The 13,512-nt window shown below is 72.7% G+C and carries 16 protein-coding genes; 9 read left to right on the forward strand and 7 right to left on the reverse strand.

Annotated elements, in window-relative coordinates:
* Positions 1-33 precede the first annotated feature (33 nt).
* Positions 34-288, forward strand: a complete 255-nt coding sequence (locus ACZ4A5_RS20205) for an acyl carrier protein (protein WP_467585566.1) — start codon at positions 34-36, stop codon at positions 286-288.
* A gap of 96 nt (positions 289-384) precedes the next feature.
* On the opposite strand, the gene ACZ4A5_RS20210 is transcribed toward ACZ4A5_RS20205, so the two are convergent.
* On the reverse strand, positions 385-1,416 hold the full coding sequence (locus tag ACZ4A5_RS20210) for an LLM class flavin-dependent oxidoreductase (RefSeq protein ID WP_467585570.1): 1,032 nt from the start codon (positions 1,414-1,416) through the stop codon (positions 385-387).
* A gap of 192 nt (positions 1,417-1,608) precedes the next feature.
* Between ACZ4A5_RS20210 and ACZ4A5_RS20215 the strand changes: the two genes are divergently transcribed.
* Complete coding sequence (locus ACZ4A5_RS20215) at positions 1,609-2,343, forward strand: glucose 1-dehydrogenase (protein ID WP_467585573.1); 735 nt, start codon at positions 1,609-1,611, stop codon at positions 2,341-2,343.
* Positions 2,340-3,500: an acyltransferase family protein gene (locus ACZ4A5_RS20220; protein ID WP_467585576.1), complete on the forward strand. Its 1,161-nt coding sequence runs from the start codon at positions 2,340-2,342 to the stop codon at positions 3,498-3,500. The genes ACZ4A5_RS20215 and ACZ4A5_RS20220 overlap by 4 nt, the downstream gene beginning before the upstream one ends.
* A 71-nt stretch (positions 3,501-3,571) precedes the next feature.
* Here ACZ4A5_RS20220 and ACZ4A5_RS20225 read toward each other — a convergent pair whose 3' ends face one another.
* Together ACZ4A5_RS20225 and ACZ4A5_RS20230 are read right to left on the reverse strand one after the other, a co-directional pair.
* Entirely contained in the window at positions 3,572-4,066 is a 495-nt protein-coding gene (locus ACZ4A5_RS20225; RefSeq protein WP_467585580.1) for a cupin domain-containing protein, read from the reverse strand.
* A gap of 78 nt (positions 4,067-4,144) precedes the next feature.
* The gene (locus ACZ4A5_RS20230; protein ID WP_467585583.1) at positions 4,145-5,611 is read right to left on the reverse strand and encodes an MFS transporter; all 1,467 of its coding nucleotides are present in this window, start codon (positions 5,609-5,611) and stop codon (positions 4,145-4,147) included.
* 167 nt (positions 5,612-5,778) lie between these two features.
* Here ACZ4A5_RS20230 and ACZ4A5_RS20235 point away from each other — a divergent pair, with 167 nt between their 5' ends.
* A complete protein-coding gene (locus tag ACZ4A5_RS20235) occupies positions 5,779-6,114 on the forward strand; it encodes an ArsR/SmtB family transcription factor (RefSeq protein WP_361534354.1) in 336 nt (111 codons plus the stop codon).
* 98 nt (positions 6,115-6,212) lie between these two features.
* Here ACZ4A5_RS20235 and ACZ4A5_RS20240 read toward each other — a convergent pair whose 3' ends face one another.
* The 3 genes from ACZ4A5_RS20240 to fabG form a co-directional block, all read right to left on the reverse strand.
* On the reverse strand, positions 6,213-7,355 hold the full coding sequence (locus ACZ4A5_RS20240) for an acyl-CoA dehydrogenase family protein (RefSeq protein WP_467585586.1): 1,143 nt from the start codon (positions 7,353-7,355) through the stop codon (positions 6,213-6,215).
* Between the two features lie 78 nt (positions 7,356-7,433).
* Entirely contained in the window at positions 7,434-8,375 is a 942-nt protein-coding gene (locus tag ACZ4A5_RS20245) for a 3-hydroxyacyl-CoA dehydrogenase NAD-binding domain-containing protein (RefSeq protein WP_467585589.1), read from the reverse strand.
* A 30-nt stretch (positions 8,376-8,405) separates the two neighbouring features.
* Positions 8,406-9,191 (reverse strand): 3-oxoacyl-ACP reductase FabG, encoded by a 786-nt coding sequence (gene fabG, locus ACZ4A5_RS20250; RefSeq protein ID WP_467585592.1) that lies wholly within the window; start codon positions 9,189-9,191, stop codon positions 8,406-8,408.
* Positions 9,192-9,367: 176 nt separating this feature from the next.
* On the opposite strand from fabG, the gene ACZ4A5_RS20255 reads away from it, so the two are divergent.
* On the forward strand, positions 9,368-9,799 hold the full coding sequence (locus ACZ4A5_RS20255) for a nuclear transport factor 2 family protein (protein WP_467585595.1): 432 nt from the start codon (positions 9,368-9,370) through the stop codon (positions 9,797-9,799).
* A gap of 9 nt (positions 9,800-9,808) precedes the next feature.
* Positions 9,809-10,591: a hypothetical protein gene (locus tag ACZ4A5_RS20260; protein WP_467585598.1), complete on the forward strand. Its 783-nt coding sequence runs from the start codon at positions 9,809-9,811 to the stop codon at positions 10,589-10,591.
* Positions 10,592-10,818: 227 nt separating this feature from the next.
* Here the strand turns inward: ACZ4A5_RS20260 and ACZ4A5_RS20265 are convergent, their stop codons facing one another.
* A complete protein-coding gene (locus ACZ4A5_RS20265) occupies positions 10,819-11,322 on the reverse strand; it encodes a flavin reductase family protein (RefSeq protein WP_467585601.1) in 504 nt (167 codons plus the stop codon).
* Positions 11,323-11,513: 191 nt separating this feature from the next.
* Here ACZ4A5_RS20265 and ACZ4A5_RS20270 point away from each other — a divergent pair, with 191 nt between their 5' ends.
* The 3 genes from ACZ4A5_RS20270 to ACZ4A5_RS20280 all read left to right on the forward strand — a co-directional run.
* Positions 11,514-13,115, forward strand: coding sequence for an acyl-CoA carboxylase subunit beta (locus ACZ4A5_RS20270; RefSeq protein WP_467585604.1), 1,602 nt, complete (start codon positions 11,514-11,516; stop codon positions 13,113-13,115).
* Positions 13,112-13,324, forward strand: a complete 213-nt coding sequence (locus ACZ4A5_RS20275; protein WP_467585607.1) for an acyl-CoA carboxylase epsilon subunit — start codon at positions 13,112-13,114, stop codon at positions 13,322-13,324. The genes ACZ4A5_RS20270 and ACZ4A5_RS20275 overlap by 4 nt, the downstream gene beginning before the upstream one ends.
* A gap of 36 nt (positions 13,325-13,360) precedes the next feature.
* Positions 13,361-13,512 (forward strand): biotin carboxylase N-terminal domain-containing protein (locus ACZ4A5_RS20280; protein ID WP_467585625.1); only part of this gene is annotated, 152 nt, incomplete at its 3' end.

Genomic DNA, 13,512 nt, shown 5'->3' on the forward strand with positions numbered 1-13,512 from the left:
CACCCGGCTCCCCAGACAAGGAAGTTGATCACCATGGCATCCCTCACCTTCTCCGACCTGTTCCGCATCCTCACCGAGTGCGCCGGGGCCGACGACACCACCGCCGTGTCGGAGGACAGCCTCGACAGCACCTTCGAGGACCTGGGCTACGACTCCCTCGCCCTGATGGAGAGCGCCGCCCGGATCAAGCAGGAGTACGGCGTCGACCTCTCCGACGACGCGCTCTACGAGATCGAGACGCCGCGCGCGCTCCTCGACCTGATCAACGGGACCCCCGTGGCCGCCTGACGGCTTCATGTGGACAGCCGAGAGCGCCCCGCCCGGATCCTTCCGGGCGGGGCGCTCTCGTCGCGTGGCGCAGCGTGCTGGAAGCACGCGCCAGGCTCAGCCGACGCCCGAGACCTCCAGCGCCTCCGCCGCCAGGCGCAGGATGCGCAGCCTGCCGTCGTGGTCCGTGCGCGCCGGGGAGAGCATGATGCCCAGCGTCGTCACCCCGGCCCCGGCGAACTCCCGCATCCGCGTGGCGACCCGGGCCACCGGGCCGGCCATGGCCGTGCGGTCGACGAAGCCCAGCGGCACCGCCCGCGCGGCCCCGGCCCGGTCGCCCGCGGCCAGCCGCTCCGCGAAGTGCTCCATCTCCGCCTCGTATCCCATGCGGCGCGCGAGCGAGCAGTAGAAGTTGGTGGCCGGGTCGCCGATGCCGAGCATGTAGACGTAGTGGTCGCGGAGCTGGTCCACGGCCGTCTCGACGTCGTCGGCGAAGGCCGTCGGCAGGCTGGGCAGGACGTCGAAGCCCGTCATGTCGCGGCCCGCGCGCTCGCGGCCCGCCCGGATCCCGGCGACCGCCTCCGCGACGGCCTCCGGGGAGGTGAACACCCCGATCCAGCCGTCGGCGATCTCCCCGGCCAGCTTCAGGGAGCCCGCGCCCACCGCCGCGAGGTAGACCGGGATGTGCGGGCGGGGGAGTTCCGTGGTGATGTGCAGCGGGGCGCCGGTGCGGCCCGCCGCGGGCAGCCGGAAGTGCTCCCCCTCATAGCGCAGGGGTTCGCCGCGCAGGGCCTGGCGCACGACGTCCACGTATTCGCGGGTGCGCGCCAGCGGTTTGTCGAAGGGGACGCCGTACCAGCCGTCCGAGACATCGGGGTTGGACACCCCGAGGCCGAGACGGAACCGGCCGCCGCTGAGCGCGTCGAGCGTGGCCGCCGTCAGCGCGGCCAGGCCCGGCGGGCGGGCGGGGATCTGCATGATCCCCGAGGCGAGGCCGATGCGGCGGGTGCGGCCGGCGGCCAGCCCCAGCACGCTCACGGCGTCGTTGCGGTAGCCCTCGCCGGACAACACCACGCTGTAGCCGAGCGCTTCGGCGGCGTGCGCCAGCTCGCCCGCCCCTTGATAGACCAGATTTGCCGCGAGTCGCACCGAGAACAGCCTCCGTAGCTTGCCGTGATCTCTCCGTGAGCAGAGTGCTGTGAGCCTGCGGCACCCGGCTGTATCCCCGATGGACATTTCCTGGAGCCGCGCGGCGCGGCCGCCGTGGGCGTCTGGAGGGAATCTCCAGATGGGCTGAACACAGTGAGGGGCGATCGTCAGCCCAAGGAGAGGAACGTCGGTATGGCCGACTTGTCGGGAAAGAGGGCCCTGGTCACCGCGGCGTCGCGGGGCATCGGCCGGGGCATCGCGCTGCGGCTGGCCGCGGCCGGCGCCCGGGTCGCCGTGAACTACAGGGAGAACGCCCAGGCCGCCCAGGAGGTGGTCGACGAGATCGTCCGCGGCGGGGGCGAGGCCTTCGCGGTCCGCGCGGAGATCGGCGGCCGGGCCGAGGCCGAGCGGCTCTTCGCGCGCGTGCTGGAGGAGTTCGGCGGCCTGGACATCCTGGTCAACAACGCCGGTGTGCAGGGCATGGGCCCGGTCGCCGAGGTGACCGAGGAATTCCTCGACCGCGCCGTCGACGTCAACGTCAAGGGGACCTTCCACGCCTTCCAGCAGGCCGCGCGGCACCTCGCCGACGGCGGCAGGATCATCAGCGTCTCCACCGCCTTCACCCGCTCCCTGACGCCGGGTGCCGGTGTCTACGCGGCCACCAAGGGCGCGGTCGAGCAGCTCACCAGGACCCTCTCCCAGGAGCTGGCCGGGCGGCGGATCACGGTCAACGCCGTGCTGCCGGGGATCGTCGAGACCGACGCGACGGCCCCGCTGCGCGAGCGCTTCGCGGCCATCGCCGAGGCCACCCCGCTGGGCCGGATCGGGCAGCCGGAGGACGTCGCCGGGATCGTCGCCTTCCTCGCCGGCGAGGACGCCCGCTGGATCACCGGCCAGAGCATCGCGGCGGCGGGAGGCCGGGTATGAGCGCGTCACCGAGACCGAACCCCGGTGTGCCGGGCGGCGGTTCGCGGCTGCCGTCGCTCACCGGGCTGCGCTTCGTCGCCGCCGTGCTCGTCTTCTGCTACCACCTCTCGCGCGAGGCGCCGTTCGCGTCGCCGGGCGCGGACAAGTGGCTTGTGGACGTCTTCGGCAAGGCCGGTTCCATCGGCGTCAGCTTCTTCTTCATCCTGAGCGGCTTCATCCTGACGTGGACCGCGAAGCCGGGGGAGCCGCTGCGCCGGTTCTGGACCCGCCGGATCGCCAAGATCTACCCCAACCACGTGGCGACCTGGGTGCTCGCGCTCGTCCTCATCCTCTGGGCCGGGCGTCCGCTGCACGCCGGCACGGCGGTGGCGAACCTCTTCCTGGTGCACTCCTGGGTGCCGTGGATGGACGTCGCCTGGAGCATGAACGACGTCAGCTGGACGCTCGCCTGCGAGCTGCTGTTCTACCTCTGCTTCCCGCTCCTGCACCGCTGGGTGGGCCGGATCCGCGAGAACCTGCTGTGGGTCGCGGCGGGCGCCGTGGCCGCGGTCGCCTTCTGCGTCCCCGCGATCGCCGGAACGCTGCCTTCCACGCCGGACTTCGGCGGCATCTCCGCCTGGCAGGTCTGGTTCGCCTACATGCTCCCGCCGGTGCGCGCCCTGGACTTCGTCCTCGGCATCGTGATGGCGCGCATCGTGCTCTCGGGCCGGTGGATCCGGCTGCCGGTCGTGCCCGCCGCCCTGCTGGTGATCGCCGGCTGGTACCTCGCCACGGAGCTGCCCCGCGCGTACGGCTTCGCGGCCGCCACCCTCGTGCCGCTGGCCCTGCTGATCCCGGCCGTCGCCACGTCGGACCTGGAGGGCACCCCCTCCCCGCTGCGCGGCCGGGCCGCGATGTGGCTGGGGGAGATCTCGTTCGCCTTCTACCTCGTCCACCGGCTGGTGCTGGTCTACGGGCACCACGCGTTCGGCCCGCGGCACACCTGGCCGATGGCGCAGGCGCTCGGCCTGGTGGCGGTCGCGCTGGTGCTCTCGGTGCTGCTCGCCTGGGCGCTGCACCAGGCCGTGGAGCAGCCGGTGATGCGCCTGGTGCGCGACCGGGAGCGGGCGCGCGCGGAGCGGACGCGGCCGGTCGAGGCCGTCGTGCCCGCCGGGTGAACTGCCCCTGTTTCCCTACGCCGATGGGCGGCCGCGTCACAGGACGCGGCCGCCCATCGGCGTGCCACGGTTCAGCGGAGGCGGGTCACGCTCGGCTTCGTCCGGACCGGCCGGATCCTCGGGTAGCTGATGTGGTGCCGGGCCGCCAGCGCGACCACGTCCTCCCAGGCGGGCTTGACGTCCCCGCCCTGGAGCTCGGCCAGCTCCTCGAACATCGTCTCCGCGCCGCCGGGGGTGACGTAGCAGAGCATCGTGCCGGGCTCGTCGCTGATGTTGCGGAAGCCGTGGCCGGTGCCCCGGGGGCCGTACAGGACGGTGCCGGGGCCGGCCGTGTGGACGGTGTCGCCGAGCTGGAACTCGTAGAGCCCGCTGGTGACGTAGAACGTCTCGTCCTCGTGGTCGTGCAGGTGCAGCGGCGGGCCGCCGCCGGGCGGAGTGGTGAACTCCATGAGGGAGAACAGTCCCCCGGTGTCCGTGCCGCGGAGCAGGAACCTGCCCTGTTCCACGGCCCAGCGGACGGGTTCGACCTCGTCCCGGACGACGATCTTCCCTGGAGTGACGGTCACGGCGCTTCCCTGTTTCTGACGGTGGGTCGGGTGTGCTGCCGCGGGACCGGGACGAGGCGGGGTCGCTCTTCTCGTCCGTCAGGCCGCGGTCTTGGCCGCCGGCCGGTCCGCCGCCTGTCCCGCGGCCTGCCGCGCGCCGCGGTCCGCGGTCAGCCGCGGCAGCAGGGCGAAGAGGACGACGAGGACGGCGCAGAGGCCGAAGGTGATCCACAGGACGCTGCGCGAGGCGTGCGCGTAGTCGGCCAGGCCGTGGCCCGAGCCGAGCGTCGTGAAGTAGACGGCGCCGAGCGCGGCGATGCCGGTGGCGCCGGAGAACTGCTGGGTGGTGGTGAGCACGCCGGAGGCGATGCCCATCTGGTGCGGGCGCACCCCGGCCAGGACGGTGCCGATCAGCGACGGCAGGACGAAGCCGAAGCCCAGGCCGACCAGGCACAGCGGGCCCATGACATAGCCGATGGTGAGGTCGGCGCCGAGCGACTGCGCCTCCAGGGCCAGCACCAGCATGCCGAGGCCGACGATGCCGCTGCCGAAGGCCAGCGCCTTGTTCTTGTACTTGGCGATGAACGGCCGGCCGTAGATGGACGACAGCATCGACAGCACGGCGAACGGCCCGAAGGCCAGGCCCGCTTCGCTCGCGCTCAGCCCGAGGCCGGACTGGAGCAGCAGGGTGGTGGAGAACATGAAGCTGCTGAACGTGGCCATGAAGGCGACATTGATGATCAGGCCGACGCTGAACGTACGGCTGCGGAACAGGCTCAGGTCGAGCAGCGGCTGGCCGCCCTTACGGCTGAGCCTGCCCTCGTACATCAGCGTGAGGACCATGGCGGGGACCGAGGCCACCAGCGAGATCCAGGCCCAGAGCGGCCAGCCCTCCGTACGGCCGATGATCAGCGGGGCGAGCGCGAGGCCGAGGGCCAGGGAGATGCCCACGACGCCGGCCGGGTCGAGCTTCGGCCGCTTCTCGGCGCGGGTGCGGGGGAGCAGGCGGGCCGCGAAGACGAGGGCGACGATGCCCACCGGGACGTTGACGAGGAAGATCGGCCGCCAGGCCCAGCCGAAGAGGTTCCCGGCGATCAGCAGGCCGCCGAGCACCTGGCCCGCGACGCCGCCGAGGCCGTACATGACGCCGAGCCAGGAGAGTGCCTTGGGCCTCTCCGACTGGTCGAAGACGGCCTGGATCAGGGAGATGCCCTGCGGTGCCATGGCGGCGGCGGTGATGCCCTGGAGCAGGCGGGCGATCACGAGCTGGGTGGGCGTCTGCGCGATGCCGCACAGCAGCGAGGCGAGGGTGAAGGTGCCCATGCCGAACAGGAACATGGTGCGGTAGCCGAAGATGTCGCCGAGCCGGCCGCCGGTGACCAGGCCCGCCGCGTAGGCGAAGGCGTAACCACCGATCACCAGCTCCAGCGCGGCCTGCCCGGCGTGGAGGTCTTCCTGGAGCGAGGGCGCGGCGACGTTGACGACGTTGAAGTCGAACGACGCCATGAAGGTCGCCGAGAGGATGACCGGCAGGATCAGCCACCGGCGTGGGTCTGGGGTGGTCACAGCGTCTCCATGAGTTCGAGGCGGCGAGTTCGGTGCGGCGAGTTCGGCATGGCGAGTTCGACGCGGGTCCGACGGAACTTCGGGTTCGATGAACTTCGAAGTGTTCGTCGTGGATCATATGGTTCGATGGATAGCGAACTCAAGGTGTCCGGAACTAGGATCGAGGCATGAGCGACATGGCATTCCATCCGAAAGCCGCCGATACGACCCTGCTCCGGGTCCTCCAGGCGCTGGCCGATCCGGTGCGCCTGACGACCGTGCGCTCGCTCGGGCTGAAGGACGGGGTCTCCTGCTCCGTGGTGCAGGCCGAGGCGGGGCTGACGATCGGCAAGTCGACCATGTCGCACCACCTGAAGATCCTTCGCGAGGCCGGGGTCATCTCGATCAGCCTGGAGGGGTCCCGCCGGCTGCTGCACCTGCGGCGGGCGGACCTCGACGGGCGCTTCCCCGGCCTCCTCGACGCGGTGCTGGCCCCTCAGGAGGAGGCGGTCGGCGCCGCGTGACCGGGGTTCCCCCCGGACCCCGGTCACGCGGCCGCCGGACGGACTCGGCTCACCCCCGACGAGTCCGTCCGGCGGTCGTGTTTTTTCGCCGTCAGGGCCTACTCCGGCGACCCCACCGCATCCAATGCCAGCCCCGCGAACGTCCGTGCCGCAGGCTCGAATTGGAGGACCGTGTGGCCCGCCGCCGTGTTCACGTCGCGCCAGAAGCGCTGGAACGGCGCGCTGTCCGACTGTGAGCGCGTCCCCGCGAGCGGGGTGAGGCGGTTGACCGCGCCGGCCAGCATGTCCACCGCCAGCGCGTGGTCCCGCGAGGCGCGGGCGAGGGCGCGCTCGTCGATCGCGCCGGCGTCCGCGACCGCCGCCGCCCGGCGCAGCAGGAGTTCCGCCGCGTCGATCTCGCCCGCCGTCCTGGCCAGGGCCAGTTCGGCCGCCGCCTCGCTCGTGCCGGAGACGCGGTGCCCCGGCGCGCCCGCCGCGCGCCGCCCCGCGAGCGCCGCGGAGAACTCCCGCAGCGCCCCCTTGGCCGCGCCCAGCACCGGTCCGGCGAAGGACAGCGCGCTCACCGCCTTGAGCGGCACGGCGGAGGCCGCGGGCAGCGGGGCGTCGGAGCGCCCCGCCAGCAGGTCGGCCCGCGCGAAGGAGAATCCGTACGGGACGAACACGTCCGCCAGGCGCAGGCTGTCGCTGCCCGTGCCCCGCATCCCGACCGGGAACCACGTCTCCACGATCTCGTGGGCGGAGCGCGGCACCAGCAGGAAGCGCACGTCCCGGCCGCCGCCCGGCACCGGCACCGGGCAGCAGACGAGGGCCCACTCGGCGAAGTGCACCCCGCTGAGGTACGGCCACAGGCCGCTGACGCGCCAGCCGCCGTCCACCTCGCGCGCCTCGCCGCCCGGGACGAGCGCGCAGGCGATGAACGTGTCCGGGCCCGTGCCCCAGACGGCGCGCTGCCCCTCCTCCGGGAGGAAGGCGGCCATCCGGCCCAGCGAGGCGGCGATGGACGCCACCCACGCGGCGGAGGCGTCGCCCTCGGCCACGGCGGCGGTCGCCAGCAGGGAATCGGTGACGTTCCCCTCCGTACCGCCCCAGCGGGCGGGCACGAAGTGCCGGGCGAAGCCCGCCCCGACGATCGCCCGCGCCACCTCCGGGACGAGCCGGCGGCCCGCCTCCGAGGCGGCCGCGTGGGCGGCGGCGACATCCGCCACGTCCCGGGCGGCCTTCACCAACGCGCTCCCGGTCATAGGGGAACCTCCATCTGTGGAAAAGTGAACTGGAAGGGTGATCCGGCCCGTTGGGCCCTTGGACGGGCCCGGGGGCGGCTACTTCGGGAAGCGCGCCAGCGCGTCCAGCACGGCGTTCTGCTTGGCGTCCCGGTCGGACGCCAGCTCCGCGTAGGAGCGGGAGCCGAAGTCCTCCTCGGCGGCCGTGCTCAGGGCGTCGATCGTCGCGTCGTCCATGCGCGGCCGCCCCAGCTCCCGCCAGCTCTGCTCCAGGCCGCCGCCGCGCCGGGTCAGCCACTGACGCAGGCCGCCCTCTCCGCCGCCCAGGTGGAACGCCTGGAAGGGGCCGATCACCGACCAGCGCAGCCCGACCGACTGCGTGACGATCTCGTCCAGTTCGGAAACGCTGACCACGCCCTCGCGGACCAGGTGGATGCTCTCCTGGAGCAGCGCGGACTGGAGCCGGTTGGCGACGAAGCGGGTGATCGGCTTGCGCAGGACCACGGGCGTCTTGCCCACGGACCGGAAGAACTCCACGGCCTCGGCCACGGCCTGTGGCGTCGTGGCCTCGCCGCCCACGATCTCCACCAGCGGCACCAGGTGCGGGGGGTTGAGCGGGTGCCCGACGACCAGCCGGCCGCGGTCGGGCATCAGGGCCCCCATCTCGTCGGCCAGCAGCGTGGAGGACGAGGACAGGAACAGGGTGTCCGCGGGCGCGGCCGCGCCGATCCGCGCGAACAGCTCCTGCTTGAGCGCGAGGTCCTCCGGGGTGTTCTCCACCACCACGGCGGCGTCCCGCACCGCGCGCTCCATGTCGGGCTCGAACTCCAGGAGTTCCATGAGCTCCCGGGGGTCCGCCCCGCCGTGCGGGAGCGTGGGCGCGAAGAGCTCGACGCCCCTCGCCACCACGTCCGCCGCGTCGGGGCGCCGGCTGTTGACCCGCACCCGTCTGCCGTGCGCCAGGAACAGGGTGATCCAGCTCAGGCCGATGGTCCCGGCCCCGATCACGGTCACCGGCCGCACCGGTGTCTCCTCCGACATGCCTTACCGCCTCTCCCGCGACCGCGCGGATCAGTAGTTGCCGAGCCCGCCGCAGACGTTGAGCGCCTGCGCGGTGACCGCGGCGGCGTCGTCGCTCACGAGGTACTCGACCATCGCCGCGACCTCGCGGGGCTCGACGTAACGGCCCAGCGGCACCCGGGTGGTGATCCGCCCGTGCGTCTCCTCCTCGCTCACGCCCCAGATGGACGCGTAGTGCTCGCGCACCCGCTCGGCCATCGGCGTCTCCACGAAGCCGGGGCAGACGGCGTTGACCGTGATGCCCGTACGGGCCAGCTCCAGGCCGAGGGCCTTGGTGAAGCCGACGACGCCGTGCTTGGAGGCGGAGTACGGGGCGGCGTGCACCACGCCCTGCTTGCCGCCGGTGGAGGCGATGCTGATGATCCGGCCGCGGTCCTTGTCGAGCATGCCGCCCGTCGTCAGGACCTCCTTGGTCATCAGGAAGACGCTGTTGAGGTTGGTGTTGATGACGTCGAGCCACAGCTCGTCGGGGATCTCGGCGGTCGCGCCGCCGCCGCTGCGGCCGGCGTTGTTGACCAGGATGTCCACCGTGCCGAAGCGCTCGACGGCCGCGGCGACGAAGCCGCGGATCTCCTCGGGGCGGCTGACGTCGCACGTCACGCCGTCGACCTCGAAGCCCTTGCCCCGCAGCTCCGCGACGGTCGCCTTGAGGCGGTCGTCCTGGCGGGCGCAGATGAACACGCGCGCGCCGAGGCCGGCCAGCCGCTCGGTGATCTCCAAACCGATCCCGCTCGTGGCACCGGTGACCAACGCGACGGGGCCCGCAGCCTGGCTCATATGTCTTCCCTTGCTCGTGCCGTGAAGTGACGCGCCGATCCTCGGGCGGCCGCCTCCACGAGGTATGGAGATTTCCTGGAGAGCGCGCGGCTGGAGACCGGCTCCAGACGGCCTCCAGAGGCGGGCGGAAGCGTGGCCACGGACACCCGAACGTCACGCAGCGCCAGAGGAGAGTCATGGCCGGGCAGACCGTCACCGCGGAGCTCTACGCCGAGGTACAGCATTTCTACGCACGTCAGATGCAGGCGCTCGACAACCGCGTCTTCAAGGCGTACGCGGACTCCTTCACCGAGGACGGCACCTTCCAGCACACGCCCGGCACCGAGCCCGCCCGCACCCGCGCGGGCATCAAGGCCGAACTGGAGCGCTTCCACGAGCAGTACCGCAGCGACCCCGTGCAGAAGCGGCACTACTTCAACCAGATCGTGCTGGACACGAACCCCGACGGCACGCTGACGTCCACCGTCTACGCGCTGGTCCTGCGCACCCGCCCCGGCGCCGACCGGCCGGAGGTCTGGCCGAGCTGTGTCGTGCACGACGTGCTGGTCCGCGACGCGGAGGGCCTCCTCATCAAGTCCCGGCACATCGACTACGACCAGCAGATCTGACGGACCGTCATGGCGCTTGAACGCGGCCCGTCCGCGTACGCCGAGGAGGCCCTGCGCGCCGTGCTGCGCGCCGCCCACGAGGGCGGCGGGGCCCTGCCGCCCGGCTCCCCGGCCACGCGGAACGCCGTCTGCGGCGCCGTCGCCGACATCTGGGCCGCGGGCCGCGTGCTCGCCGCCCGCGGCCCCGCCGCGCCGACCGCGCGCCACCTGCTGCCACGCGTCCTGCTCTCCGGCACGGAAGGCTTGGCGGCCGTACTCGGCGCACGGCTCCATGGGCAGGACGCGTCGGCCCTGCGGTACGGGGAGTGCGTACGGGCGCTGACGCGGGCGGCCCGGCGGGCGGACCCCGGCCTCGCGGCGCGCTTGGCCTCGGCGCTGCCGGGCGTCGCCGCCGGGGACGACCGGCTCGCGCGCCCGCTCACCGGGGTCCGGCCGTCGGCGCTGCCGGCGGTGCTCGGACCTGTGGTCTCCGTGCTGGAGGCGGAGCGGCTGGGGCTGGCGGAGGGGTGCGGTGCGCTTGTCGAGGGCGGCTCTGCCTCGCCGGCCGGTGGGGAGTGCGTCTCCGTGCTCGTCGAGCGGTACGTGCTGCTGAGCGCGGCCGCTGACTGCCTCGACGGCTGGCGCCTCCGCAAGGCGGGCGCCGGGACGCTCACGGGGGACCGGGCGCGGTTGGTGGGGGCGCTGTCGAGGATCGCGGGGCGGTTGGGTCTGGGCGGGGGCCCCGCTTCGGGCTGGCGCGAGGTGGTGTTCGCGGGGGCGGTGGCTGAGCGGGTGGTTCTGGCGGTGTCGTGAGGGGTGTGCGCGCCGCTGCAGGGTGCGGGTTTCGTTGCCGCCTGCGGCGGGAGCGGCCTGCGGCCGCGTCCTCGATCGCCGGACGGGCTGGATACGTACCCTGAGGCGGACACGTTCCGCACGTGGCCCCCCGGCATCCACCACAAACCCAGACCGGCCGGCGATTGAGGCCACCCGAACCGCAAGGCGCAAGCAACCCGCACCCGACAGAAAACCCAGCCCCCCGATCAGCGCCCCACAGAAACCGGCCCCTCCCAAGGCGTGAACGCCCCCCGGTGGTAGAGGACAGGCCGCCGAGGCAGCACCCGAGCCTCCTCCACGCGCCCCAGCACGATCCAGTGATCCCCGGCCTCGATCACCGAGGTCACCACGCACTCCGCGTGGGCGAGGGCCACATCCGACAGCACCGGCGCGCCCTGGGCGGCCGCCGAGGGATGCCAGGAAACCGCGTCGAACTTCCGCGACGTGCGGGTGGCGAAGGTCTTCGCCGTCTCCTGGCCGCCGTCGGCAAGGACGTTGACGACGAAGCCGCGGCCCGGTTCGAGGGAGGGCAGGGTCTGGGACTTCTTGTCGACGCAGACGAGGAGCAGGGGCGGCGTCACGGACACCGAGCAGACGGTGTTGCAGGTGAAGCCGCGGGGTTCGCCGTCGGCGTCCCGTACGGTGACGACCGACACGGCGGCGGGACAGGAACCAAAGAAGTCCCGGAAGGTGTCCGGACCCACTGGCATTCGGTGCCTCCACGCTCCCGACCGGGCGCTTCCCGGTGTCTGGTAGGGAGCCTCTCCCCGGCGTCTGGACCTTTCCTGGAACGTCGCTGGAGCCATGGGCCGCACGGTTCCAGCCGTGTTCCAGGGCGGCTGTAGGCGGCGGTCCCACGCTCAACTCGTAACGCCCCGCGTACCGTTGAGGAAAGGCTGACATGAGCGCCGTCGAGCAGCAGACGATCTCACCGCCTCCCGCGGCGGCCGCTCCGCAGTTGCGGGAGCGGGCCGCGGAGCTGGCCGGACTGCGGGAGGCGGTCCTGGCCGGGCCGAGTGCGCGGGCCACCGAGGCGCAGCACGCCAAGGGCAAGCTGACCGCCCGCGAGCGCATCGACCTCCTCTTCGACGAGGGCACGTTCACCGAGGTGGAGCCCTTCCGCCGGCACCGGGCCACCGGCTTCGGGCTGGAGGACAAGCGGCCGCACACCGACGGTGTGGTGACCGGCTGGGGCAAGGTCCACGGCCGTACGGTCTTCGTCTACGCCCATGACTTCCGGATCTTCGGCGGCGCCCTGGGCGAGGCCCACGCCCAGAAGATCCACAAGCTGATGGACCTCGCGGAGGCGGCGGGCGCGCCGATCGTCGGGCTGTGCGACGGCGCCGGGGCCCGGATCCAGGAGGGCGTCACGGCGCTCGCGGGCTACGGCGGGATCTTCCAGCGCAACGTCCGCAATTCCGGGGTCATCCCGCAGATCAGCGTGATCCTCGGACCCTGCGCGGGCGGCGCTGCTTATTCGCCCGCGCTCACCGACTTCGTCTTCATGGTGCGCGGCACCTCGCAGATGTTCATCACCGGCCCGGACGTCGTCCAGGCCGTCACTGGCGAGGTGATCACCCAGGACGAGCTGGGCGGCGCCGACGCCCACGCCGCGCTCTCGGGCGTCTCCGGCTTCGCGTACGACGACGAGGAGAGCTGCCTCGCCGACGTGCGGTTCCTGCTCTCCCTGCTGCCGCAGAACAACCGGGAGCAGCCGCCGTCCCAGCCCACCGAGGACACCCCCGGCCGGCGCACCGAGGCACTGCTCGACCTGGTGCCCGCGGACCCCAACCGCTCCTACGACATGCGCAAGGTGATCGAGGAGGTCGTCGACGACGGCGAGTTCTTCGAGGTCCACGAGCGCTGGGCGGCCAATGTGGTGTGCGCGCTGGCGCGGCTGGACGGCCATGTCGTCGGGATCGTCGCCAACCAGCCCGCCTCGCTGGCCGGGGTGCTCGACATCCACGCCTCGGAGAAGGCCGCGCGCTTCGTGCAGACCTGCGACGCGTTCAACATCCCGCTGGTGACGCTGGTGGACGTGCCGGGCTTCCTGCCCGGCGTGGACCAGGAGCACGGCGGCATCATCCGGCACGGCGCGAAGCTGCTCTACGCGTACTGCAACGCCACCGTGCCGCGCATCCAGCTGATCATGCGCAAGGCGTACGGCGGCGCGTACATCGTGATGGACTCGCGCTCCATCGGTACGGACATCTCGCTGGCCTGGCCCTCGAACGAGATCGCCGTGATGGGCGCCGAGGGCGCGGCCAACGTCATCTTCCGCAGGGAGATCGCGGCCGCCGAGGACCCGGACGCGCGCCGCGCGCAGCTGGTCAAGGAGTACAAGTCCGAGCTGATGCACCCCTATTACGCGGCGGAGCGCGGGCTGGTGGACGACGTCATCGACCCGGCCGAGACCCGGATCAGGCTGATCGGGGCGCTGGAGATGCTGCGCGCGAAGTCGGCGCCGCTGCCCAGCCGCAAGCACGGGAACCAGCCGCAGTGAGCGGCGGCGAGAGCGTCATCCGGGTGGTGCGGGGGAATCCGGACGCGGCGGAGCTGGCGGCCGTGGTGGCCCTGGTGCTGGCCGCGGCCGCGGGCCCGGACGCACCGGCCGCGGGCCCGGCGCGGCACGTCACACCGTGGGCCCGGCCTGCGGGCGCGGCCGTGGGCTGGGCCGCGCGGCCGGCCCCGGCCTGGCGTCCGGCCCTCTGAATCCTGTCTCTGTCGTCTGAAAGGTCGAAACAGCTCGTGCGCAAGGTGCTCATCGCCAACCGTGGCGAAATCGCTGTCCGCGTCGCTCGTGCATGCCGGGACGCCGGGATCGGAAGTGTGGCGGTCTACGCCGATCCGGACCGGGACGCGGTGCACGTCCGTGTCGCCGACGAGGCGTACGCGCTGGG

Source organism: Streptomyces sp. NPDC025618 (genome assembly GCF_055558795.1).